Raw genomic sequence first — 23,507 nt, forward strand, 5'->3', positions numbered from 1 at the left:
GGAAATGTCATGTCCGTACTTCACCGCACCCGAAATACGCCCGAACCTCCCGCACCGGCCACCCCGGCGCCGATCACGCCGGCACCAGCCACGCCGGCACCAGCCACGCCGCCGTCGGCCGTCGACGAGCTCTCGAAACCGCTGCCGCCGCGGGTGCCGCGCACCCGGATCAGTTCCGTCTGGCTCGGGATCTGCGCCGCCGCGGTCGGTCTCGTCGTACTGATCATCTTCATGCTGCAGAACACCGGCAGCGTCGAGGTCAACTTCCTCTGGATGGAGGGCTCCCTGCCGCTCGCCCTGGCCCTGTTCATCGCCGGCGTCGGCACGACCATCGTGGCCACGACGATCGGCGCCGCCCGGATGACCCAACTGCGCCGACTCGTGCGCGATCGCAAGAGCTGAGGTTTGTCGTGACACTCACCGCCAACGATGGCAGGACAGTCATGTCCGCCACCGAACCGTCGACACCACGCCTGCAACTCCAACCAGGCACGGCGATCGAACTCCTCGACGGCGCCTGGTGGCCTCGCTCGACCGATCCCGTCGCCGAGATTCCCGGCCTCGTGCTGGCCATCGACGCGCTCCAAGGGCCGATCACCCGGCTGATGCTCAATCCGAACGACTGGGACAGTCAACCGCGTCGCCTGGCCGTCGACGGACGGCTCGTGCGGCTGGGCTATTTCTCCAGCCAGCCGGCGGGCCTCCTGACCGCGATCTCCGGGAAGGCCGGCTCCCGCGTCGACCTGGCCGTCATCCCGGCAGATACCGCACCGGACACCGCCGACACCGCGATGACGCTCGCCGCCACCAGCGGCAACCGCATCCACGCCCAGGACCTCGTCGGGAGTGTCGTCGACAGTCAGACTCCACACCCGGCGCCGACAGCATCCGAAGACACCTCGGAAACCGAAGGCGGCAACCTCGCCACGGTCTAGTCCCTCGACGTTCCGCGCCGGCGGTGACACAGCCCGCCGGGCTCATCAACTTCCTGCGCCCCGCCCCCAGGAGGGACCGGCGGGGCGCAGGAACGAACGTGGCGCTCGGCACCTGCGCTTGACTCTCCGGTGACCGGAGGGTGAAGCGTCGGTGGGGACAACACCGAGCGAGGGGATCTGCCGTGATCACCAGCATCTTTCCGACCATCTGCGCCGACGACGTGGCGGCCACCCGGGACTTCTACGTCGACCGGCTGGGCTTCCGGGTCATCTTCGACAGCGGGTGGTACGTCCAAATCGAGGCTCCCAGCGGCAGCCGGCCGCAGATCGGGATCGTCGAGCGGGAGCACCCGAGCGTTCCGGAGCGCTTCCGGCTCCGCCCGGCCGGTGTGCTGGTGTCGATCGAGGTCGACGACGTCGACGCCGTCCACGAGCGGATCGGTGCGGCCGGTCACGAGATCGCGCTCAGTCTGCGCAGTGAGGACTTCGGTCAGCGTCACTTCATGACCGTCGATCCCAGCGGCACGCTGGTCGACGTGATCACGCCGATCCCGCCGTCACGGGAGTTCGCGGCGGCGTACGCGCAGTACCTCTCGCAGTGAGAACCGGCCGGCGGTCAGTGCGGAGGGGGCACGGTGAGCGACTCTTCGAGCATCTCGATCATGTCCTCGTGCCGCTTGGCCGCGGTGTCCGACCGGCCGAGGGCGATGATGTCCAGGAACACGCTGCTGACGATGAGTTCCGCGGCGGTCCGCACCCGGGCCGGGTCGGCGACGACGTCCTCGGCGCCACTGAGCACCTCGGCGACGGTGGTGGCCGCTTCGGCGAACAGCTCGGCCGCGCGGGCGGCGATCTCGGGACGTGCCTGCGCTTCCCGGAAGACGATGATCCGGGCCGAGCGGTTGCGTTCCAGCTCCTCGGCCATCACGGTGACCACGGCACGCAACCGCCGGTGCACCGAGCGGCCGCGTGCGGCAGTGAGGAGCACCTCACCGGGTGTCGGCCGCTCGCGGACGATGGCAAGCAGGAGATCCGTCTTGGTGGCGAAGTGATAGAACACCAGGCCGGACGGAACGCCCGCTTCGTGGGCGATCCGCGCTGTCGACGTCGCGTCGTACCCGTAGTCGGCGAACAGGCGCTCGGCGGTCTCGATGATGGCCTGCCGCTTGGTGTTGCGCCCCGGTGCGTGGGTGGTGGTCATGGTTCACCCCGTTCGGTGGCAGACCGGCGATCCCCCTTCAGGTCCGCGGCTGCGCCTGCAGCGCTCCGGAGTGCCTTGAAAACGTAGTCCGGCACCCGCAGACCTTTGCGGTGAGCCCACAGCAACTCGTGTTCGACCCGTCCGACCTGGGTGGCGTAGTGCCGCAGGTCGGCCTCGTCGCCGGTGTTGATGCCCAGGGCCTTCATCGTGTGCCCGAACTCCACCTTCTGCTGCTTGGTGTCGACACCGACCGGGCCGAACGTCTTCCGCCGCAACGTGCGCACCAGCCATCGCTGCCAGGAAGCCAACTGTGGCCAGAGATCACGAGCAGCGAACTGGTAGTAGGCGAAGTGACCGGGTTCCTGGCGGCGGATCGGCGCCACCACGGTGGCCGCGACGGCCCGTTCACCCAGCTCGACCAGGCCGGCATGAAGCTTGTTGTAGGCAAGCACCGCCGACCGTTCGGTGGCCAGCCCGGTCAGGTAGTAGAGCATCCGGCTCATGTCCTGTACGGCGCTCACCCGGCCGAGGGCCCCGAGCACCTTGAGCTTGAGCGACACGTCGGTCACGTTGGGAGTGGCGGCATCGAGACCGGCCTCCACCTGCAGCCGATCGAGGATGATCCCGTGATGCGTCTCCTGCGGGAGCCAGACGTCGGCATAGAAATGCCGGTCGACCTCCGGCGGATCCGGCAGCAACAGGTTCAGCTCGAGCACGTTCCGCTCCACTTCGAGCTCGACCCGCGACATGTAGGACAGCACCGGGCCGAAACGCTCAGCGAGCACGTCGGGCCGGTTCATCGTGTAGTCGACACTGTCGAGTGGGATCGGCGGATGCTCCTCCCCCAGCCGATCGACATGGTCGGCCAACTTCGCCTGATTTCGCCCACGGTCTCCCCGGCGAGCGACAGACACATCCACAAGCGCCATCTGCGGCACCTCACCCCATCGAAGGAATGCCCGATCGATCACCTCCATCGTAGCGAGCAACTGACTGATCAGTCAGTCAGATACCTGTGAAGTCAACAACATCCGCCTGTCCCCGGCCCTCCACAACGGTGCCGCCTGTGGACGGCCGGGCCGCTAGCATCGCGGGAACGCCTGAACCGCAGCTGCGCTCCAGGCGCTCCGTCAGTTCCGCACGACCCAGGGGAGAGCCGCCGTGACCGACCAGACCGCTCCAGTTCCGTCCGCACCGGAGACCGGATACGCACCGGTGAACGGCCTGCAGATGTACTACGAGCTCCACGGTTCCGGCGGGACGCCGTTGCTGCTGTTGCACGGCGGGCTGTTCGACATCGACCAGCAGTTCGGCGAACTGCTGCCGAGCCTGTCCGCGAACCGCCGCGTCATCGCCGCCGACTTCCAGGCGCACGGGCGGACGAACGACATCGACCGTCCGCTGGGCACGGCCGATCTGGCGTCCGATGTCGTCGGTCTGCTGCAGCATCTCGACGTACCGAAGGTGGATGTGTTCGGCTTCAGCGTCGGTGGCGCCGTGGCGCTGCACCTCGCGATCCGGAACCCCGACCTGGTGCGCAAGGCAATCATCTCCTCGGTCTCGTTCCACCCCAGCGGCGACCGGGCGGAGAACGCCGACGCGGTCGGCGAGATGAAGGTCGAGATGATCGCCGGTACGCCGATGGAAGCGGCGTACCTGGCCAAGTCACCGCACCCCGACCTCGAGCACCTCCAGGTGCTGCTGACCAAACTCGGCGGCTACGACCGCGGCACAGCCGGCTGGTCCGACGACGACATCCGCGGGATCGCCGCACCGACGCTGTTCACCGTCGGGGACAACGATGCCGTCAAGCTGGAGCACGCGGTCCGGTTCGCGCAGTTGCGCGGCAGCGACGTCAACGGCGACTTCGTCGGGGTGCCCGCCTCGCAACTGGCGGTCTTCCCGGGCACGACCCACTTCTTCGGTCTCGCCCGCACCGACCTGGTCCGCGACGTTGTGCTGACGTTCCTCGACGCCCCCATGCCGGAGGCCTGAGCCGGGGCCGAATTGGCCCTTGGGGTCACTCGCGAAGTGGACCATGTAGCTGGGCCGGTCGGGACCTAGGTTGGTGGGTATGAGCACAACGACACGGCGGGTGAAGCTCGCCAATCTGGTTCCCGACTTCTATCAGGCGATGATCGCGCTGGACGCGGTCTCCGACGCCGGGATCGACCCCAAGCTGGCACACCTGGTCCGGATCCGCACGTCCCAGCTGAACGGCTGTGCCTACTGCACGGATATGCACTCGCTCGACCTCCTGCACGTCGGCGACGACCAGCAGCGGATCACCCTGCTTCCGGTCTGGCGGGAGGCGCGCAAGTTCTACTCCGAGCAGGAGCAGGCCGCGTTGGAGTTGACCGAGGCGATCACGTTGATCAGCGTTGATCACGTCCCCGACGAGGTGTACGACGTCGCGGCGAACGCGTTCGACGACAAGGACCTTGCACAGTTGATCGCGTTGATCATCACGATCAATGCCTGGACCCGCATCGGTGTCACCGGCCGGATGGAGCCCGGCCACTACAAGCCGAGCTGAGGCCCGACATGGCATCCACAGCCGAACTGTTCCGCGCGCTGCACCACGGCGGTACGCCGCTGGTCCTGCCGAACGCATGGGATCCGGTCAGCGCCCGGCTCGTGGCCGAGGCCGGCTTCCCCGCGGTCGCGACCAGCAGGTCGCCCGCGTCCTCGGGTACGACGACGGGCAGCTGACCCCACCGGAGGAGATGTTCACCGCGGTGGCGCGGATGGTTCGAGCGGTCGACGTACCGGTCACCGCGGACATGGAATCGGGCTACGGCCTTCCGCCGAAGGAGTTCGCCGAGCGCCTGCTGGAGACCGGAGCCGTCGGCTGCAACCTCGAGGACTCGGTCGACGACGTACTCGTCGACCCGGCACAGCACGCGGACTACCTGGCCGAGGTCCGCGCGACTGCCGGAGCGGATCTGGTGATCAACGCCCGGGTGGACAACTTCCTGTACGGCAAGGATGTTGCCGACGGCATCGCGCGCGGCCGCGCCTACCGACGAGCCGGCGTGGACTGCGTCTACCCGATCTTCGCCCCGCTGGAGGTTCTGCCCGAGCTGGTGGCCGGGATCGGCGGACCGATCAACGCGCATACCGCGCCGGATGGCCCGACACCGGCCGAGCTGGCAGCCGCCGGTGCCATCCGGATCTCCTACGGCACCAGCGTGCACAAGCAGATGATGGAGACGCTCCGGCAGCTGCTGCCGTCACTCGCCTAACGAAGGTGGGCCCGTCCCCGGGACGGGCCCACCTCGTCACGTGTCATGTCACCCGAGTCTGAGCGCGTAGACGAGGGCCCAATCCTGGTCGTTCGCGAGCGGATCCGCGACGTACGCGGGCTGTCCGTTGACACAGCTCGGGTAGACGAAGGCACACGTCGCCGAGCCGTCTGCCTGGAAGTTGACCAGATTCGAGCGCAGGATCGCCTCCCCTGCCGCATCCAGCCAGGCGGCCTGCGGCTCGTCGACCAGCTCGCGCGGCCAAGCGGCGTACACGGCCGCACTCAGCACGGACCAGTAGTGCGGGAAGACGTCGCCCCACAACCGCAACCGCCCGAACCAATAGCCGTCCCAATGGCGGATCGAGACATGCCGCAGCCGTACGTCGGGTTGATCGGCGGCGAACGCAGTCAGCCAGGGCAGGCGGCGGGTGAGCTCGGCACCGTCGATCTCGGCGGGCGCGATCCGGTACGCCGCGACAAGCAACTCGAGCAGCGGCGCAACCATCGACTGCTCGTAGTTGACCTCATGCGGCGGCAGTTCGTCGCCGTACTCGATGAACGTGCGCGCGTGCTGGACGAGGTGGTCGCGCATCCTGCCGGCGTCGGGCTCGTCCAGCCGGGTGGCGAGCTCGCTCAGGATCGGGCCGAGGTCGAAGGCGAGGAATTGCGATCCACCGCGTTCGTAGTACTGGTCGAGGATGCGGGCCGCGCCGGCCAGATCGCCCTGGCCGATCAGGAACCGCGCGAACCACGGGAAGTTGTACAGCCGCACATGTCCCTTGTGGATGCTGTCGTCCTGGACCGTCCCGTCCTCGTCCACCACATGCTCGCGGACGAACTGCGCATAGCCGGCGAGCGCCTCGTCCAGCTCGGGCCGATCGCCCCACCCGCGATCGCGGACCTCCTGCAGCAGGAGCGCCATCCCGATCCGCTCACGGGCGTCGGAGTAGTCCCGCCACGCACCGGACAGCACAGTGAGCCCGCTGTCGTTGTCGTACGGCACGAAGGCGTACCTGCGGCTGTCCTCCAGCTCCGGCCGGCGCTGCTTGTCGAGGATGAATCGCACCCGCCGCTCGGCGATCTCGCGCAGCGGCTGATGGAACAGTACGGCGATCCGCGCGGTCCGCTGACCGTCCGTCGCCTCGACGTGCACCACACCCGGCTCGTCGCTGGTCACCTCGCTCGGGCCGGCCCCGGTCAGCAGGATCATCTCACCCACTTCCGCCGCCAACCGGTCCGCGCCGATCAGTGGCTGCCGATCCGCGTGGAAGCCGGGCAGGTCGTCGTACCAGGAAAGCTGCCAGGTCCAGCGGTACGACGCTCCCGGCGCGAGCGTGATCGACGGCTGACCGCCCATCGCGTGCGGTGAACGGGCGTGATCGGTGACGTGGAGGTAGAGGTGACCGCGGATGTTGCTGCTGGTGCCGGGCTCGCGGGACTCGACCGAGTACGCCCACAGCTCACCCTCCTTGAGCTGCAGCCCGAGCCCGGGACCACTGCCGTCCATCGGGACCGCCCAGACCCACGCATCGGCACCACCCGTCCACACGTGCGCGTGGACCGCCCCGGTGAGGCTCTCCCGGCTCGACCGGTAGATGTCGCGGTACGGCGTACTGATCGCGATCGACCCGACCTCGACAGGCTCGGCGCCGGTGTTGCGGAGCTCGTACGTCTCGGTCCACTGCTCACCGAACCGGCGACCGACCCGCAACTCGAGCTCACCCAGTTGGTACAGCAGGTCGATCCCGGTCTGCCGCCAGCGGAGCATCGCCGGGTGGTCGAAGCGGTGGCTGCCACGGTCCGTGATCACGAAGCCCTTGCCCCAGGCGTGCAGCGTGTCGTGCACCCCGCCGTCGTCCTCGAGCAGGACCTGCCGGCCGTCCGGGTGCACCACCTGCTCAACCGCGCCGTCGTCGCCGACCTGGACCGTCCCGGCACCGAATCCGAAAATCTCCACAATTCGCCAACCTATCGATGTCGAGGACCGGTCGTCGGCTTCGTCCCCTGGGTGAGAACAACCTCCCGATGGAAGGATCCGAACCATGACCACCGAAGAGATCGCCGAGATTCTGGCCAAGCCCTACGCCCAGCAACTGCTGAACGGGTCCGAGCCGGCGCGGATGGCGTACACCGGACTCGACGCGGCCCCGCGGGCGATCCCGATCGGGTTCTGGTGCGAGGGCGAGCAGATCGCGATGGCGACGGCGCCGAAGTCGGCCAAGGTCGCGGCGCTGCGGAAGAACCCGAAGGTCGCACTCACCATCGACACCGGCGCCTTCCCGCCGAAGGTGCTGTTGATCCGCGGCGACGCCCAGGTCGAGCTGGTCCAGGGCGTCCCGGACGGCTACCTCGAGGCCGGCCACAAGGTGATGACCGATGAGCAGTACCCCGATTGGGAAGCCGGCGTCAAAAACCTCTACGACGAGATGGTCGTCCTCACCATCACCCCCACCTGGGCCAAACTCCTCGACTTCGAAACCACCATCCCCAAATCCGTAGAAGACCTGATCCGCGAAAAATCAGGCAGCTGACCCACGCGTGCCGACCGCCAAGCCCAACCCAGGAGGGTCAGGACCACCACTTCTGGCGTTGGGACAGGGCGTCGGCGGTTTGGTTGGTGGTGTCGAGGGCGTCCAGTGCTGACACGGACTGCTCGTCGAGTTCGAAGTCGAGGACGGCGAAGTTCTCCTCGATCCGCGCCTTGTGGGTCGACTTGGGGATGACGGACAGGCCCTTCTGGAGTGCCCATCTGATCAGGACCTGGGCAGGGGTGCGGCCGGTCGCGGAGGCGATCTGGCCGACCACCGGATGGCCGAGGTGCCGCCCGGTTCCCAGCGGGCTGTACGCCTGGGCGAGCACGCCCGCGTCCTCACACGCTTCGACCAGCGCCCGGCGGTACTCGAACGGACTGAACTGGATCTGATTCACCGCCGGCTGGATCTGGCTGATCTTCAACAGCTCTTGGAGCTCGGCGGCGCCGAAGTTCGAGATCCCGATCCCCTTGGTCAGCCCGGCTTCACTGGCCGCCTCCATCCCAGGCCAGGCCCACGTCGGCCCACCCTGCGGCCAGTGGATCAGGTAGAGGTCGAGGTAGTCGGTACCGAGCCGCTCCAGGCTCTTCTCCGCCTCGACCCGCGCGTCCCGGCTCCCCGGGTAGAACTTCGTCGTCAGGAAGATCTCCTCCCGGGGAATCCCGCTGCTCTGGATCGCCCGCCCCACACTCGACTCGTTCCCGTACGCCTGCGCCGTGTCGATCAGCCGGTAGCCGACCTCGAGCGCCGCCTCGACCGCGCGCTCACACTCCGGGCCGTCGGACACCTGCCAGACGCCGAGCCCCAGCATCGGGATCTCCGCACCGTTCGACAACGTTCGCAACACCTGGGAGTTGTTCGCAGTCATGCACTTCTTCTACCACGACAACGGTTGTGGGAATCCGCGGAGCACGCGTGGGTTTGTCAGAGCTTGTTGGCGTGGCGGATGACGTCGACGACGTTGGACATCATGCCGGTGAGGTCGTAGTCCTTCGGAGTGTAGACGGCCGCGACGCCGGCCGCCAGCAGGGTACGGGCGTCGGCGTCGGGGACGATGCCGCCGACGACGACCGGGACGTCTTCGAGGCCGGCCTCGCGCAGGCCGGCGACGACCTGCGGGACGAGTTCCATGTGTGAGCCGGACAGGATGGACAGCCCGACACAGTGGACGTCCTCGGCGACGGCCGCGGCGACGATCTGCTCGGGCGTCAGCCGGATGCCCTGGTAGATCACCTCGAAACCGACGTCACGAGCGCGTACGGCGACCTGTTCGGCACCGTTGCTGTGGCCATCGAGGCCCGGCTTGCCGACCAGGAACCGCAGCCGCCCGCCTAGTTCCTCGGAGGTGGTCGTGACCTTCTCGCGGACGGCGGCGATGGCCTCACCACCACCCGAGACACCGACCGATCCGGACACCCCGGTCGGTGCGCGGTACTCGCCGAACATCTCCCGCAGCACACCCGCCCACTCCCCCGTCGTCACACCCGCCCGGGCGCACTCGAGGGTGACCGGCATCAGGTTGTCCGTGCCCTTGGCAGCCTCGCGCAACTTCGCGAGCGCGACCTCGACCGCCTTGTCGTCCCGCTCGGCACGCCACCTCCGCAGCGACTCGAGTGCGGCACTCTCGGCGGCCGGATCGACGGTCTGGATCGCCGTGTCGAGGTCGGCGGTCAGCGGCGACGGCTCGGTGTTCTCGAACTTGTTCACGCCGACGACGACGTGCTCACCCGACTCGATCCGCTGCCGGCGTTCAGCGTGCGACGCGACCAGCGCCTGCTTCAGGTAACCGCTCTCAACGGCCGCCACCGCACCACCCATCGCCTGGACCCGGTCGATCTCCTCACGCGCACCGGCGACCAGTTCGTCCACCTTCGCCTCGATCACGTGCGATCCGTCGAAGATGTCGTCGTACTCGAGCAGGTCGGACTCGTACGCGAGGACCTGCTGCATCCGGAGCGACCACTGCTGGTCCCACGGGCGAGGCAGGCCGAGCGCCTCGTTCCAGGCCGGGAGCTGGACAGCGCGGGCCCGGGCGTTCTTCGACAGGGTGACGCCGAGCATCTCGAGCACGATCCGCTGGACGTTGTTCTCCGGCTGCGCCTCGGTCAACCCGAGCGAGTTCACCTGGACGCCGTATCGCAACCGACGAGCCTTCGGGTCCGTCACGCCGTACCGGTTCAGGGTCAGCTCGTCCCACAGGCGCACGAAGGCGCGCATCTTGCAGGTCTCCTCGATGAACCGCACCCCAGCGTTGACGAAGAACGAGATCCGCTGCACCACGTCGCCGAACCGCTCGGGCGGCACCTGACCGCCGTCCCGGACCCGGTCCAGTACGGCGGTCGCCGTCGACAGGGCGAAGGCGAGTTCCTGCACCGGCGTGGCGCCGGCTTCCTGCAGGTGGTAGCTGCAGATGTTGATCGGGTTCCACTTCGGCACGTTGGCCACGGTGTAGGCGATCAGGTCGGTGGTCAGGCGCAGTGACGCGTCCGGCGGGAACGCGTACGTGCCGCGGGACAGGTACTCCTTGACGATGTCGTTCTGCGTCGTGCCGGTCAGCTCGTCCGGCAGCGCGCCCTGCTCCTGCGCGGCCACCTGGTAGAGCGCGAGCAACCACATCGCGGTCGCGTTGATCGTCATCGACGTGTTCATCTGCGCGAGCGGGATCTGGTCGAACAGCGCGCGCACATCACCGAGATGGGCGATCGGTACGCCGACCTTCCCGACCTCACCCTTGGCCAGCACGTGGTCCGCGTCGTACCCGGTCTGGGTCGGCAGATCGAACGCGACCGACAAGCCGGTCTGGCCCTTGGCCAGGTTCCGCCGGAACAACGCGTTCGACTCCGCCGCGGACGAATGGCCCGCGTACGTCCGCATCACCCACGGTCGATCCTTCTCGGTCGCCATGTACCCGAGAGTAGGACTACGTTCGCTGGTGAGTCGCTACCTCGTGATCGGTGTCACCAGGGTGCTACGTCACATTCAGGCGCTGATCGCCAGCGGGGTGCGTTCCACGCGCAGGATGCGGTGCAGGCGGGTGACCGCGAGGATGCGGATCACCGACGGCATCGGGTGCCACAGGACGAGTTGGCGGCCCAGCAACTGGGTGCGGCGGTGGCTGGCGACCAGGAGGCCGAGGCCGGTGGCGTCGACGGCGTCGACTTCCTCCAGGTCGACGATCACGTCGCCGACCGAGGTGTCGATCACCTGGTTGAGCGTTTGACGGACGTCGCCCACCGTCCGGACATCCAGGATGCCGGTCAGGTGTATGACGTTGTTGTTCGGTGCTGTGTTGTTGTTCGGTGCTGTGTTGTCGTTCGGTGCTGTGTTGTCGTGGGTCGGTGCGAGCATGTCCGTGCCCTCCGCTCTCCCGGCGGCCCCCGAGTCATCGGCCGCACTGCAGCGTGTGCCTGCTTGTGATCGTAAAGACTCCCTGGGGACACGGAAGGTTGCCAAGACCTCGCGACCAAATTATTTCGCGAGACAATGGTGTCCGTGTTCGCCGAGCAGTACTTTCTGTTCCCTCTCGTGGCCATCGCCCTGGCCGCGCTGATGGTACTGCTCTGTCGCTGGGCTTTCTCGAAAGCGAAGGGTGGCTCGCTGGTTCGGCGTGTCGACCTGCGCCCGGCGGAACGGGACTCCTTCGGACTGCTGATCGACGTCCGGACCGTGCCCACCTACAACGAGGCCCGGGTCACGGCGTCGAAGCTGAAGGACTTCGGGATCAAGGCGACCACGGCCCGGACCAAGGACGGCTGGACCGTCTACGTCTGGCCGCAGGACGAGGCCGCGGCCCGCGGGTTGCTCGACGCTCCCTGACAGCTCACCCGATCGCTTGTCCTCCTGGTCTTGTCAGGGGCGTCTAGGGTCGGGGTATGGGGATTCTGCTGGAGCTGGATCTGACCCGCGGTGTACTCGAGACGCCGCCCGCCTCGCCGGTGGCCGCGTTCCGCTCGCGGCACCTGCCGACACTGCGCGAGTTGGTGGCGGCCCTTCGCAAGGGTGCGCGCGACGACGCGGTCGTCGGTGTGGTCGCCCACCTGGGTGGCCAGCGGCTGTCGCTCGCCCAGGTGCAGGACCTGCGTGAGGCGGTCGCGGACTTCCGGACGTCGGGCAAGACCGCGATCGCGTGGACCGAGTCGTTCGGCGAGACCGGCCACGGGACCGTGCCGTACTACCTGGCCACCGCGTTCGACGAGATCTGGCTGCAGCCGTCCGGCGACCTCGCGATCACCGGCATCTCCGTGCAGGCCGTCTTCGTCCGCGGCGCCCTGGACAAGGCCGGCGTGATCCCGCAGTTCGGCAAGCGCCGGGAGTACAAGACCGCCGCGGACACCTTCACCGAGAAGGAGATGACCGAGCCGGCCCGCGAGATGGCGTCGCGGCTGGCCGAATCGGCGTACGAGCAGATCGTCGAGGGCATCGCCGTACGACGCCGGCTGGACACCGCCCGGGTGCGGGCGCTCGTGGACAGCGCACCGGTGCCCGCACAGACCGGACTCGAAGTAGGGCTGGTGGACCGGCTCGGCTACCGCTCCGACGTGTACGACGAGCTGCGGAAGGGCCTCGGCGAGACCACCCGGCTCCTGGCCGAGCGGTACATCCGCCGCGGACCGCGGACTCTGCACGACCTGCGCAAGCAGTTCCCGTGGCCGCAGAAGCCGGTGGTGGCCGTCGTACGGGTCTCCGGTGCGATCAATGTGGGCCGCAACTCCAGCAGCCCGCTCGGTGGTGCCAGTTCAGGCTCTGACACGGTCGGCGCCGCATTGCGTGCTGTGGCCGACAACGAGAAGGTGAGGGCCGTCGTACTGCGGGTGGACAGCCCAGGCGGCTCGTACGTCGCCTCGGACGCGATCCGCAACGAGGTACTGCGGTTGAGGTCCACCGGACGACCCGTGATCGTGTCGATGGGCAGCGTGGCCGCGTCCGGCGGGTACTTCGTCGCGATGCCGGCCGATGTGATCGTCGCGCAACCAGGCACGATCACCGGCTCGATCGGCGTACTGACCGGCAAGGGCGTCGTACGGGATGCGCTCAGCCGGATCGGGATCACGCAGCAGGCTGTGTCGGAGGGCGAGAACGCGCGGATGTACTCCGCACAGGAAGAGTTCACCGACGAGCAGTGGGCGCGGCTGGAGGAGACCCTCGACCGCATCTACAAGGACTTCGTCGCCAAGGCGGCTCAGGACCGCGGGTTGCCCGAGGCAGAGCTGGAGAGTCTGGCTCGCGGCCGGGTCTGGACGGGTGCCGATGCCCACGCCCGCAAGCTCGTCGACGAGCTCGGCGGCTTCCAGCACGCGCTCACGATCGCCTGCAACCGGGCCGGTCTGGACCGCGACAACATCGCGCTCGCCACGGTTCCGCACCGGAACCTCCTGGACCAGCTGCGTGCGCCCACGACGACCGACGACTTGGCCGTCAAGGCTCAGCCCCTCACCCTCGACGGTCTGACCACCGGCATCTATGCCGCGCTCGGCCTGCCGCCGGAGGGTCTACTGCGGATGCCGCTCAACTGGCAACTGGGCTGAGCGACTGCGGCTGGAGTCAGGGCGTGCGTTCGCCTCCCGGGACCCACAGGACGTCGCCGCCGGAGGAGAGATTGGCGACCCGGCCGAGGATGAACAGCAGGTCGGACAGGCGGTTGAGGTAGGTGAGAGCGAGCAGGTTCACCGACGGGCCGTGCGCCTCGACGGCGGCCCAGCCGGCGCGCTCGGCCCGCCGTACGACCGTCCGGGCGACGTTCAGGTAGGCGGCGCCCTCGGTGCCGCCGGGCAGGATGAACGAGCGGAGCTTGGTCAGCCGGCTGTTGTAGTCGTCGCACCAGTTCTCGAGGCGGTCGATGTAGTCCTGGGTGATGCGCAGCGGCGGGTACTCCGGATTCGGCGTGATCGGGTTGCACAGGTCTGCGCCGACGTCGAACAGATCGTTCTGGATCCTGGTCAGCAGCAGCACCAGGGTGCTGTTCAGGTGCCCGGCGGCGATGGCCACTCCGATCGCGGAGTTCGCTTCGTCCACCTCGCCGTACGCCGCCAGCCGCGGATCGGTCTTCGAAGTCGTCGAGTTGTCGCCCAGGCGGGTCTCCCCGGCGTCACCGGTCCGGGTGTAGATCCGCGTCAAGTTCACAGCCATGGAAGGACTCTACGCAAAGGCCAGGATCGGCAAACGCTACAGTCGGCGGGTGGAACGGTTTCGGATCGCGGGTGAGGCACGGCTCGAGGGAGCCGTGGAAGTCACTGGGGCAAAGAACAGCGTGCTCAAGCTGATGGCGGCGGCTCTGCTGGCGGAGGGAACGACGCTGCTGCGGCAAGTGCCGAGCATCCTCGACGTCACCTTCATGGCCCAGTTGCTGGACACTCTCGGCTGCTCCGTGAAGGTCGACGCGGACGAGCGGACCGCGACGATCGCCGTACCGGGTGAGGTCGGACACCAGTGTGACTACGAGCTGGTGCGCAAGCTGCGGGCGTCGATCTCGGTGCTCGGACCGCTGCTGGCCCGGTGTGGTCAGGCGGAGGTGGCGCTGCCCGGTGGCGACAACATCGGCTCCCGCGGGCTGAACATGCACGTCGCGGGGCTGGAGGCGATGGGCGCGAAGGTGCACATCGAGCACGGTTTCGTCATCGCCGAGGCGCCGCAGGGCCTGCACGGCGCCGAGGTCTGGCTGGACTTCCCGAGCGTCGGCGCGACCGAGACGATCATGATGGCCGCGGTGCTGGCCAAGGGCACCACGGTGATCGAGAACGCGGCCCGCGAGCCGGAGATCCAGGACATCGCCGCGATGCTGGTCGAGATGGGCGCACAGATCGACGGCGCCGGGTCGCCGCGGATCGAGATCACCGGCGTGACCGGGCTGCTCAAGCCGGTCGAGCACGTCGTCGTACCGGACCGGATCGTGTCCGGCAGCTGGGCGTTCGCGGCCGCGATCACCAAGGGTGATGTGACGATCAGGAACGGCCACGCCGAGCACCTCGAACTGCCGCTGGACAAGCTGCACAAGGCCGGCGCGGAGATCAGCGTGCTGGAGTCCGGCTTCCGGGTCCGGATGAACGACCGGCCGAAGCCGGTGGACGTGGTCACGCTGCCGTACCCGGGTTTCGCGACCGACCTGCAGGCGTTCGTGATCGCGTTGAACGCGATCAGTGACGGTGCCGCGATGGTGACGGAGAACCTCTTCGAGGGCCGGTTCACGTTCGCGCAGGAGCTGACCCGCCTCGGTGCTCAGATCCACACGGACGGTCACCATGCGGTGGTCCGCGGCGTACCGCGGCTTTCGGGCGCGCCGGTCGTGGCCAGCGACATCCGCGCCGGCGCCGCCCTCGTCCTCGCCGGTCTCGCGGCGGAGGGCGAGACGCTCGTGTCCGCCGCGCACCACGTGCACCGCGGCTACACCGACTTCGCCGGCAACCTCCGTCGCCTGGGTGCGGACGTCACCGTCGAGCCGGACGACGCGGAACTGTACTGGAACTGACCCGGCATTCTCGGTGCATTCTCTGAGCACTTCGTCGTTCGGGAGCGCCGGACCGGGTTAGGGTCTGGGCCATGAGTGAGCGCGTTGTGAAGCCCGTAGGCCGTGGATTCCTCTTCCTGGATTCGCATCCGGACGGCTGTGCCCGGCTGGTCCGTGAGCTGGCCGGCCAGGTCGAGCGTCGTACGCCGGAACGCCGCGTTGCGCTCGTGATCGGGTCGAGCTCTGGCTACGGCCTGGCCGCGACGATCGCGGGTCTCGCGCGCTACGGGATCGACGGGGTGGGTGTGTCGTTCGAGAAGGCACCGACGGCCCGTCGGACCGCGACGGCCGGCTGGTACCGCACGGCCGAGACTGCGGCGCTCGCCGAAGAGCTCGGCTGTGAGTTCCACTTCGTCAACGCGGATGCCTTCGCGGACACCACGAAGGACGAGGTGCTCAAGCTGATCGCGGGGCGGTTCGGCGGGGTGGATCACCTGATCTACAGCGTCGCCGCACCACGCCGCGTGGACCCGCGGACCGAGGAGACGTACCAGTCGGCGATCAAGGCGATCGGCGCACCGCACACCACCAAGAGCCTGGCCTTCGACGGCGCGGATCCGGTGCTGCAGGAGGTCGGTATCGAGGTCGCGACCGACGACGAGATCGCGCAGACCGTCAAGGTGATGGGCGGCGAGGACTGGTCCCGCTGGGTCGAGGCGCTGACCGAACGCGGTCTGACCAAGCCCGGCTTCAGCACGGTCGCGCTCACCTACATCGGCTCCGAGCTCACCGGTCCGATCTACCGCCAAGGCTCGATCGGCGCCGCGAAGGCCGACCTCGAGCAGACCGCGCTCACACTCAGCAAGGACGGCATCCAGGCGATGACGTCGGTGAACGGCGCCGCCGTCACCCAGGCCTCCTCGGCGATCCCAGGCATCGGCCTGTACGTCAGCCTGCTGCACAAGGTCCTCGGCGACGGCCTGCGGACCCCGATCCAGCAGTCGATCGCTTTGTGGGACCAGCTCACCGGCGACACCCCGCTCGACCTCGACGAGGAAGGCCGCATCCGCCTCGACCGCTGGGAACTGACCGACGACGTCCAGGCCGCCGTCCGCGCCCAATGGGAAGCGGCGACCCAGGACAACATCGCAGAGGTCGCCGACGCCGCGTGGTTCTTCTCCGAGGTACGACGCCTGTACGGCTTCGACGTACCGGGCGTCGACTACGACGCCGAGACCGAGGTCGACGTCGCCTGGCCCTAGTTACAGGCCCTAGCTGCGGGCGCGGTACTTGCGCATCTTGTTGCGGGAACCGCAGAGCGACATCGTGCACCAACGACTACGGCCGGCCGGGCTGCGGTCGTAGTACACCCATCGGCAGGTGTCGGCCGCACATGCCTTGAGTCGCGGCCACGTGCCGGCCTGCGTCGCGGCCGCGACGTCGGCCGCGATCCTGGCGACGAGGGCTGGCACATTCCGTAGCCCGTCGGCCGGATGGATCGTCACGCCTCCGTCGGTCGACAGCGCCAACCTCAGCGGTGCCTCGGCGAGCAGCCGGTCGAGGGCCGCGAGCGACTCCGCGGGTACGTCGACGCCGGCGTGAGCCTGGCAGACATCACGAACCGCCTCCCGCAGCGTCAGCACCTCCGCCAGGTCAGCCTGGTCGAACCGCAGATCAGGCAACCCATGGGCGGCGCAGAACGTGCTCAGCTCCGCAGGCTCCGTCAGCGCGTCGCGTTCCATCTCCAGGTCGACGGTGTTGACCAGGTCCTGGACGAGGACGAGCGGCTCCGGGGCCGGAGTGCGCTCGCCAGGCTGAATCACAGTTGCCACGTTACCGCTGTTAGGGCATGATCCGGTAACGGTTACTGGATGAGGCGGAGGTACTGGTAACGGTGGACAGCGATTTCAAGCGCTTCTGGGCCGGGCAGACGGTGTCCGCGGTCGGCACCCACGTGACGGCGGTCGCGCTGCCCTTGACCGCGGCACTCTCCCTCGACGCGGGCGCCGCGGGCGTGAGTGCGATCGCGACGGCGACCTATCTGCCGAGTGCGGCCTTGCCGTTGCTCGCAGGTCACTGGCTCGAAGGCCGGCGGAAGCGCGGTGTCATGATCGCCGCCGACGTGATCCGGGCCGCCGCGGTCGCGGTCATCCCACTCGCCTGGGCGTTCGACCAACTCACCCTGCCCCTACTGGTCGCGGTCGCCTTCCTGGTCGGCGCGGCCAGTGTCGTGTTCGACATCGCGTCGTTCGCCTACCTGCCGGACTTCGTTCCTGAGCAGGACCTGCCGGCCGCCAACCGCGCGTTGCAGGGCTCATCCACGGCTGCACAGGTCGGCGGACCAGGACTGTCCGGTCTGCTGGTGCAACTGCTCGGGCCGGCCATCGCGCTGCTGGTCGACGCGTTCTCCTACCTGGCCAGCGCGGTGGGGATCGGGTCGGCACGCCGTACGGAGGTTGCACCCCATGTCACGGACGCCCGGCCGAGCCTGTGGGAAGGCGTCCGGCAGATCAAGGTCAGCCCGTTCCTGCGCGCGCTCACCGCACATGCCGCGCTCTACAACGCGTCGGCGCAGATCCTGGTCGTGAACCTCGTCGTCCTCGCGGTCAAGGAGCGCGGCCTGTCTGCAGGCGGCTACGGCATCGCGCTGAGCGCGGGCGGTGCCGGCGCGTTCGCCGGGGCGATGATCGGTCTCCGCCTCGCGAAGCGGCTCGGCTACGGTCGGGCATTCCTCACGTCCCTCGCATTGTCGACCGGCCTGCCGCTCCTGCTGGCGCTGCTGCCCGGTCGTGGCGTCCAGTACGGCGTACTCCTCGGCCTGGTGCAATTCGCGGCCGGCATCGGCCTCGGCAGCGCCAACGTCTTGTCCGTGACGATCCGCCAACTCCTGATCCCCCGGGCATCCCTTGCCCGAAGCAACGGCGCGTATCGCACCTTCACCTTTGGCGTGCTCCCGGTGGGTGCTGCGCTCGGCGGCGTGCTGGGCAGCACCTTCGGCACCACGGCTGCCGTTGCGGCCGGAACCGTCGGCATGGCGCTGTCCGCGCTGCCCATGTTCGTCCGGGAGGTCCGGACGCTCGAGACGCCAGTGACTACAGCGGCTTGAACGACACCATCTCGAGGACCAGGTCGCCGGCGTCGTCGGAGGCGCCCAGGTCGACGGTGGCGGAGATGCGCCAGTCGTGGTTGCCTTCCGGGTCGTCGATGATCTGCTGAACCTCCCAGTAGCCGGGGTGTTCCTCGACGATGAAGAGGGCCGGGCCGCGTGCTGCCGGGCCGGTGTTGAGGGTGGAGTGTTCGGCGTAGTACGCCGTACCGGCCTCGGCCCAGCGGCCGGCGTCCCAGCCCGCGTCGGTGTCGAGTTGGCCGAGCTCGGCCCAGCGGTGCAAGGAGACCAGCTCGACGCGGCGGAACATCGCGTTGCGGACCAGGACCCGGAAAGCCCTGCTGTTCAAGGTGATCCGGCGCGGCCCGGTCGGAGTCGGCTCGGCGACCTCTTCGGCCGTCGGGTTGGTCAGCTCCTCCCACTCGTCGAGCAGGCTGGAGTCGGTCTGCCGGACGACCTCGCCGAGCCACTCGACCAGGTCGGTCAGATCCTCGTTCACCTTGTCCGGCGGCACGGTCTGCCGGAGCGCCTTGTATGCGTCGCTCAGGTACCGCAGGACGACGCCTTCCGACCGCGCCAACCCGTAGAAGCCGATGAACTCGCCGAACGTCATCGCCCGCTCGAACATGTCCCGGACCACCGACTTCGGCGACAAGCCGGCGTCGGCAATCCACGGATGCGTCTGCCGGTACATGTCGAACGTTGCCTCGAGCAACTCGTTGAGCGGCTTCGGCCAGGTCACGTCCTCGAGCAGTTCCATCCGCTCGTCGTACTCGATCCCCTCGGCCTTCATCGCGTTCACGGCCTCGCCCTTGGCCTGGTGCTCCTGCGCCCAGAGCACCGCCCGCGGGTCTTCCAGCGTCGCTTCGATGATGGAGACCACGTCCAGCGCGTACTCCGGGCTTTCCGGGTCGAGCAGATCCAGCGCGGCCAGTGCGAACGTCGACAACGGCTGGTTGAGGCTGAAGTCCTTCTGCAGGTCGACGGTCAGCCGCAGCATCCGGCCGTACTCGTCCGGTTCGTCCAGCCGCTCGACGACACCGGCGGTCAGCAGGGTCCGGTAGATCTGGATCGCCCGGCGGATCAGCCGGACCTGGGTCTTGGCGTCCTCGTGGTTGTCGCGGAGCAGGTGCCGCATGCTCGCGAACGCGTCACCGTCGCGGGCGATCACGTTGAGCAGCATCGCGTGGCTGACTCGCATCCGCGACTTCAACGCCTCGGGCTCGGCCGCGACCAGCCGGTCGAACGTGTCCTCGCCCCAGGTGACGAAACCTTCCGGCGGCTTCTTCCGCTGCACCTTGCGCTGCTTCTTCGGGTCGTCCCCCGCCTTGGCCAGCGCCTTCACGTTCTCCACCACATGATCCGGCGCTTGGACGACAACAGTCCCCGACGTGTCGTATCCGGCCCGGCCCGCCCGACCCGCGATCTGGTGGAACTCCCGCGCCTTCAGGATCCGCTGCCGGCGTCCGTCGTACTTGCTCAGCGCCGTCAGGACGACGGTCCGGATCGGGACGTTGATGCCGACGCCGAGGGTGTCGGTGCCGCAGATCACCTTGAGCAGACCGGCCTGGGCGAGTTGCTCGACCAAGCGGCGGTACTTCGGCAGCATGCCGGCGTGGTGGACGCCGATCCCGTGTTTCACCAGCCGTTGCAGGGTCCGGCCGAAGCCCTTGCTGAAGCGGAAGTGCCCGATCAGCTCGTTGATCTTCTCCTTCTCCTCCTTCGAGGAGACGTTGATACTCGTCAGCGCCTGGGCCCGTTCGAGGGCGGCGGCCTGGGTGAAGTGGACGACGTACACCGGCGCCTGGTGGGTGGTGAGCAGCTCCTCGAGCGTCTCGTGCAGCGCGGTGGTGACGTACTTGTAGATCAGCGGCACCGGTCGCTCGGCCGACGACACGATCGCGGTCGGGCGACCGGTCCGGCGGGACAGGTCGATCTTGAACCGCTCGACATCGCCGAGGGTCGCCGACATGAGGATGAACTGGGCGTCCGGCAGTTCGAGCAGCGGCACCTGCCAGGCCCAGCCGCGATCCGGCTCGGAGTAGAAGTGGAACTCGTCCATCACCACCTGGCCGACGTCGGCGAGGGCACCCTCGCGCAGCGCGACATTGGCGAGCACCTCGGCGGTGCAGCAGATGATCGGGGCACCGGCGTTCACCGACGCGTCGCCGGTCAGCATGCCGACCTTGTCGGCGCCGAAGACGTCGCACAACGCGAAGAACTTCTCCGACACCAGCGCCTTGATCGGCGCGGTGTAGAAGGTGCGCTTGCCGTTCGCGAGCGCGGCGAAGTGCGATCCGGTGGCGACCAGGCTCTTCCCCGAGCCGGTCGGCGTCGACAGGATCACGTTCGACCCCGTCATCACCTCGATCAGCGCCTCCTCCTGCGCCGGGTACAGCGAGATCCCCTGCTCCCCCACCCACCTCGCAAAGGCGTCGTACAGGGCATCGGCATCAGTACTGGCAGGAACTTCCTCGGTCAGCGTCATCACCAACCATTGTCCCTTACTACCTAGAAGCCGGCTGAGACCGGGACCGAAGGACAGGAGGTATACCGTTCCCGTCGCCTCGATCCCGCGTGGACTCGAGGCAGAACCGGCCGGCAGGGCCACTACCTCCTGTCCTTCGGTGACCTGTGGACAACCCGAAGCAGGGTTGGACGACCTCAGGCAGCATCTTCGGATGGTGTCTGTTGCCGAGGTCCTCCGGCGGATGGGGCGTCCGGCGCGCTCGGCGGAGCTCGTGGCCGTCACCTCCAGGAAGGCGCTCGCCTCGGCCGTGCGGCATGGCGAGGTGGAGCGGCTGAGGCGAGGGATCTACGCTCTGCCGGGGTTGGCAACCGACCGGATGACTGCGGTCGCCTATGACGCAGTCCTCTCGCACCTGAGCGCCGCGAGGGTGTGGAACCTGCCGCTGCTGGTGGCACCCGAGAAGCCACACATCACCGTTCCGGTGAAGCGCAAGCCGCGTCGTGATCCGCCTGCTGTCCTGCACTGGGCCGAGGTCACGGCGGACGAACGCCGTGCCGGGACGACTTCGCCACTCCGGACGGTTCTCGACTGTGCCCGGCTGCTGCCGTTCGGCGAGGCGCTCGCGGTGGCTGATGCGGCGTTGGCCGGCGGGCTGATCCACCCAGACGAACTGCTCTCCGCGGCTTCCGCGCTCCGCGGTCCCGGCTGCCCGAATGCCCGCCGGGTCGCGGTCTGTGCGGACCGTCGGTCCGGCAGCTTCCTCGAGTCCTTGCTTCGCGCGCTGCTGTTCAGCAACGGCGTGGACGGGTTCGAACCGCAGGTGTTGGTGAACTCCGAAGGCTTCCGGGCGCGGGTCGATCTCGGCCATCGGGAGGCGCGGGTCGCCCTGGAGGCGGAGGGGTATGAGTTCCACGGGTCAGCGAACGACTTCGCCGCGGACTGTGGGCGGTACGACGAACTCGTGACGGCGGGTTGGGCGGTCCTGAGGTTCACCTACCAACACGTGATCGGAAGTCCGGCGTGGGTCGTGGCGACCACCAGGGCGGCCGTGGCGCAGCGGATCGGGGTACCGAAGGACAGGAGGTAGTCAGTTGTTGCCGGTGTCGGCGGGCGTTCGTTGCGGGTGAGTGAGAGCGCAGGAGTCCGAGACCTCCTGTCGTTCGGTCCCCAACCATTCGGCTCGGGAAAGGGACCGCTGGGCGCTGCAACAGGTGCAACTCGTTGAGGTTATATCTATTCAGCGGTGACTTGGCAGAATGAATTCTTCCTCGTGGCGCCGAGTGGGCGCGAGTGTGCTGGTGATGGCGGTGGGCGCGGCGGGCCTGGTGGACTCCGCAGCCCCGGACGGTTCGGCAGCGGCTGGGTCCGCGGCGGCTGACTCGGCGGCGGCCGGGGCCGCGGCGGATGGTGGGCAGGGGTCGCAACTGGTGACGACGTGGGGTGCCAGTGACGACATCGCCGGCGGGACGTTGAACGACATGACGGTGCGGAACATCATGCGGACGAGCGTCGGTGGGCGTGACCTGCGGATCCGGTTGTCGAACGCGCACGGCGACCAGCCGTTGGTCACTGATTCCGTGTACGTCGGGCGACATCAGGCTGGCGCGAGCGTCGTGCCAGGGACGAGCCGGCGGCTGACGTTCGGTGGGAAGGAATCAGTGCGGATACCGCCGGGCGGGATGGCGATCAGCGATCCGCTGCCGGGGGCGGTGCCTGCGCAGACCAGCGTGACCGTGAGTCTGCATGTGGTCGGCACGACGGGCGTGATCACAGCGCACAACCGGGCCATGCAGCACAGCTACAAGTCGACCTCCGGCGATCACGCGGCGGACGAGTCGGCGACGGCGTATCAGACCGAGTCGTCCGCGTGGTTCTTCCTCAACGCGGCGATCGTCACCGCGCCGCAGCAGGTCGACACCGTGGCGACGCTGGGCGATTCGATCACCTCGTCAGTCGGTTCGACGATCGACACCAACCGCCGCTGGCCGGACGTTCTCGCCGACCGGTACGCCGAACTGCCCGAGCACCGGCGACTTGGGATCTCGAACGAAGGGATCTCCGGCAACCGCGTCCTCAACGGCGTCGCGAAGGCCGGCAGTGCCGGGCCGAGTGCGCTGGCTCGCCTGGATCGGGACGTCCTGACCAAGCCCGGTGTACGGACTGTCCTTGTGCTGGAAGGGATCAACGACATCTACGCCGGCGCCAGCGCGGACGAACTGATCGACGGCTACCGCCAGCTGATCACCCGGGTGCACGCCTCCGGCCGGTGCATCGTCGGCGGCACGATCACTCCCGTGGGCGGCTCGTTCGTCTACACGCCCGAGAAGGAGGCGGCGCGGCAAGCCGTCAACGAGTTCATCCGGAACAGCGGTGAGTTCGACGGCGTCGTCGACTTCGACGCTGCGACCCGGGATCCGGCCGACCCGAGTCGCTTGCAGGCTGCATACGACGGGGGCGACGGCCTCCACCCGAACGACGCGGGCAGCCACGCCATGGGCAATGCGGCCAATCTCGACACACTTCGCTGCGACTAGAAGAAGCCGCGCGCACCGCCCTGGGGGCGGTGCGCGCGGCGT

The 23,507-nt window shown here is 68.3% G+C and carries 22 protein-coding genes and 1 pseudogene; 14 read left to right on the top strand and 9 right to left on the bottom strand.

Translation table 11 applies throughout. The annotated features are described in order from the left end of the window. The first annotated feature begins 9 nt into the window (after window positions 1–9). The 3 genes from EV652_RS44290 to EV652_RS34995 all read left to right on the top strand — a co-directional run bounded on the left by EV652_RS44290 (window position 10) and on the right by EV652_RS34995 (window position 1,537). Complete coding sequence (locus EV652_RS44290; protein WP_158441404.1) at window positions 10–402, top strand: LapA family protein; 393 nt, start codon at window positions 10–12, stop codon at window positions 400–402. Window positions 403–443: 41 nt separating this feature from the next. Next, a complete protein-coding gene (locus EV652_RS34990) occupies window positions 444–935 on the top strand; it encodes a DUF5994 family protein (protein WP_132213588.1) in 492 nt (163 codons plus the stop codon). 182 nt (window positions 936–1,117) lie between these two features. After that, window positions 1,118–1,537, top strand: a complete 420-nt coding sequence (locus EV652_RS34995; RefSeq protein ID WP_132213589.1) for a VOC family protein — start codon at window positions 1,118–1,120, stop codon at window positions 1,535–1,537. Between the two features lie 14 nt (window positions 1,538–1,551). On the opposite strand, the gene EV652_RS35000 is transcribed toward EV652_RS34995, so the two are convergent. Together EV652_RS35000 and EV652_RS35005 are read right to left on the bottom strand one after the other, a co-directional pair. Beyond that, window positions 1,552–2,136: a TetR/AcrR family transcriptional regulator gene (locus EV652_RS35000; RefSeq protein ID WP_132213590.1), complete on the bottom strand. Its 585-nt coding sequence runs from the start codon at window positions 2,134–2,136 to the stop codon at window positions 1,552–1,554. After that, the gene (locus tag EV652_RS35005) at window positions 2,133–3,065 is read right to left on the bottom strand and encodes a GTP-binding protein LepA (RefSeq protein WP_132213591.1); all 933 of its coding nucleotides are present in this window, start codon (window positions 3,063–3,065) and stop codon (window positions 2,133–2,135) included. Before EV652_RS35005 ends, EV652_RS35000 begins: the two co-directional genes overlap by 4 nt. Before the next feature lie 232 nt (window positions 3,066–3,297). On the opposite strand from EV652_RS35005, the gene EV652_RS35010 reads away from it, so the two are divergent. From EV652_RS35010 to EV652_RS35020, 3 genes and pseudogenes are all read left to right on the top strand, one after another. Then, complete coding sequence (locus EV652_RS35010) at window positions 3,298–4,131, top strand: alpha/beta fold hydrolase (RefSeq protein ID WP_199238578.1); 834 nt, start codon at window positions 3,298–3,300, stop codon at window positions 4,129–4,131. Between the two features lie 79 nt (window positions 4,132–4,210). Beyond that, a complete protein-coding gene (locus EV652_RS35015) occupies window positions 4,211–4,672 on the top strand; it encodes a carboxymuconolactone decarboxylase family protein (protein ID WP_132213592.1) in 462 nt (153 codons plus the stop codon). 8 nt (window positions 4,673–4,680) lie between these two features. Next, window positions 4,681–5,381 (top strand): annotated as a pseudogene (locus EV652_RS35020) (isocitrate lyase/PEP mutase family protein). Between the two features lie 48 nt (window positions 5,382–5,429). Here the strand turns inward: EV652_RS35020 and EV652_RS35025 are convergent. After that, window positions 5,430–7,340 (bottom strand): hypothetical protein, encoded by a 1,911-nt coding sequence (locus tag EV652_RS35025; RefSeq protein ID WP_242002187.1) that lies wholly within the window; start codon window positions 7,338–7,340, stop codon window positions 5,430–5,432. An 85-nt stretch (window positions 7,341–7,425) separates the two neighbouring features. Here EV652_RS35025 and EV652_RS35030 point away from each other — a divergent pair, with 85 nt between their 5' ends. Continuing rightward, entirely contained in the window at window positions 7,426–7,914 is a 489-nt protein-coding gene (locus tag EV652_RS35030; RefSeq protein WP_132213593.1) for a pyridoxamine 5'-phosphate oxidase family protein, read from the top strand. 37 nt (window positions 7,915–7,951) lie between these two features. On the opposite strand, the gene EV652_RS35035 is transcribed toward EV652_RS35030, so the two are convergent. From EV652_RS35035 to EV652_RS35045, 3 genes are all read right to left on the bottom strand, one after another. Next, entirely contained in the window at window positions 7,952–8,782 is an 831-nt protein-coding gene (locus EV652_RS35035; protein WP_132213594.1) for an aldo/keto reductase, read from the bottom strand. A gap of 56 nt (window positions 8,783–8,838) precedes the next feature. Continuing rightward, on the bottom strand, window positions 8,839–10,818 hold the full coding sequence (locus EV652_RS35040) for a protein meaA (protein WP_132213595.1): 1,980 nt from the start codon (window positions 10,816–10,818) through the stop codon (window positions 8,839–8,841). Window positions 10,819–10,893: 75 nt separating this feature from the next. Next, complete coding sequence (locus EV652_RS35045) at window positions 10,894–11,262, bottom strand: STAS domain-containing protein (RefSeq protein WP_132213596.1); 369 nt, start codon at window positions 11,260–11,262, stop codon at window positions 10,894–10,896. A gap of 135 nt (window positions 11,263–11,397) precedes the next feature. Between EV652_RS35045 and EV652_RS35050 the strand changes: the two genes are divergently transcribed. Together EV652_RS35050 and sppA are read left to right on the top strand one after the other, a co-directional pair. Beyond that, a complete protein-coding gene (locus tag EV652_RS35050; RefSeq protein WP_132213597.1) occupies window positions 11,398–11,730 on the top strand; it encodes a hypothetical protein in 333 nt (110 codons plus the stop codon). A gap of 56 nt (window positions 11,731–11,786) precedes the next feature. After that, window positions 11,787–13,439 (top strand): signal peptide peptidase SppA, encoded by a 1,653-nt coding sequence (gene sppA, locus EV652_RS35055; RefSeq protein ID WP_132213598.1) that lies wholly within the window; start codon window positions 11,787–11,789, stop codon window positions 13,437–13,439. 16 nt (window positions 13,440–13,455) lie between these two features. On the opposite strand, the gene EV652_RS35060 is transcribed toward sppA, so the two are convergent. After that, complete coding sequence (locus tag EV652_RS35060; protein ID WP_132213599.1) at window positions 13,456–14,040, bottom strand: cob(I)yrinic acid a,c-diamide adenosyltransferase; 585 nt, start codon at window positions 14,038–14,040, stop codon at window positions 13,456–13,458. 49 nt (window positions 14,041–14,089) lie between these two features. Here EV652_RS35060 and murA point away from each other — a divergent pair, with 49 nt between their 5' ends. Both murA and fabV read left to right on the top strand, forming a co-directional pair. Continuing rightward, window positions 14,090–15,376 (top strand): UDP-N-acetylglucosamine 1-carboxyvinyltransferase, encoded by a 1,287-nt coding sequence (gene murA / locus EV652_RS35065; protein ID WP_132213600.1) that lies wholly within the window; start codon window positions 14,090–14,092, stop codon window positions 15,374–15,376. 71 nt (window positions 15,377–15,447) lie between these two features. Further along, window positions 15,448–16,617, top strand: a complete 1,170-nt coding sequence (gene fabV, locus EV652_RS35070) for an enoyl-[acyl-carrier-protein] reductase FabV (RefSeq protein WP_132213601.1) — start codon at window positions 15,448–15,450, stop codon at window positions 16,615–16,617. 9 nt (window positions 16,618–16,626) lie between these two features. Here the strand turns inward: fabV and EV652_RS35075 are convergent, their stop codons facing one another. Continuing rightward, entirely contained in the window at window positions 16,627–17,178 is a 552-nt protein-coding gene (locus tag EV652_RS35075) for a CGNR zinc finger domain-containing protein (RefSeq protein ID WP_199238579.1), read from the bottom strand. 71 nt (window positions 17,179–17,249) lie between these two features. Here EV652_RS35075 and EV652_RS35080 point away from each other — a divergent pair, with 71 nt between their 5' ends. Continuing rightward, window positions 17,250–18,461 carry an MFS transporter gene (locus tag EV652_RS35080; RefSeq protein WP_158441406.1) on the top strand — a complete coding sequence of 404 codons (1,212 nt, stop codon included), beginning with the start codon at window positions 17,250–17,252 and terminating at the stop codon, window positions 18,459–18,461. Here EV652_RS35080 and EV652_RS35085 read toward each other — a convergent pair. Beyond that, the gene (locus EV652_RS35085; protein ID WP_132213603.1) at window positions 18,448–20,949 is read right to left on the bottom strand and encodes a DEAD/DEAH box helicase; all 2,502 of its coding nucleotides are present in this window, start codon (window positions 20,947–20,949) and stop codon (window positions 18,448–18,450) included. The genes EV652_RS35080 and EV652_RS35085 overlap by 14 nt on opposite strands. Window positions 20,950–21,088: 139 nt before the next feature. Between EV652_RS35085 and EV652_RS35090 the strand changes: the two genes are divergently transcribed. Together EV652_RS35090 and EV652_RS35095 are read left to right on the top strand one after the other, a co-directional pair. Continuing rightward, complete coding sequence (locus EV652_RS35090; RefSeq protein ID WP_255512666.1) at window positions 21,089–22,018, top strand: type IV toxin-antitoxin system AbiEi family antitoxin domain-containing protein; 930 nt, start codon at window positions 21,089–21,091, stop codon at window positions 22,016–22,018. Window positions 22,019–22,187: 169 nt separating this feature from the next. Then, window positions 22,188–23,465, top strand: coding sequence for an SGNH/GDSL hydrolase family protein (locus tag EV652_RS35095; RefSeq protein WP_132213605.1), 1,278 nt, complete (start codon window positions 22,188–22,190; stop codon window positions 23,463–23,465). Window positions 23,466–23,507 lie beyond the last annotated feature (42 nt).

The sequence above is a fragment of the Kribbella steppae genome, from assembly GCF_004342025.1.
Taxonomy (GTDB): Bacteria; Actinomycetota; Actinomycetes; order Propionibacteriales; family Kribbellaceae; genus Kribbella; species Kribbella steppae.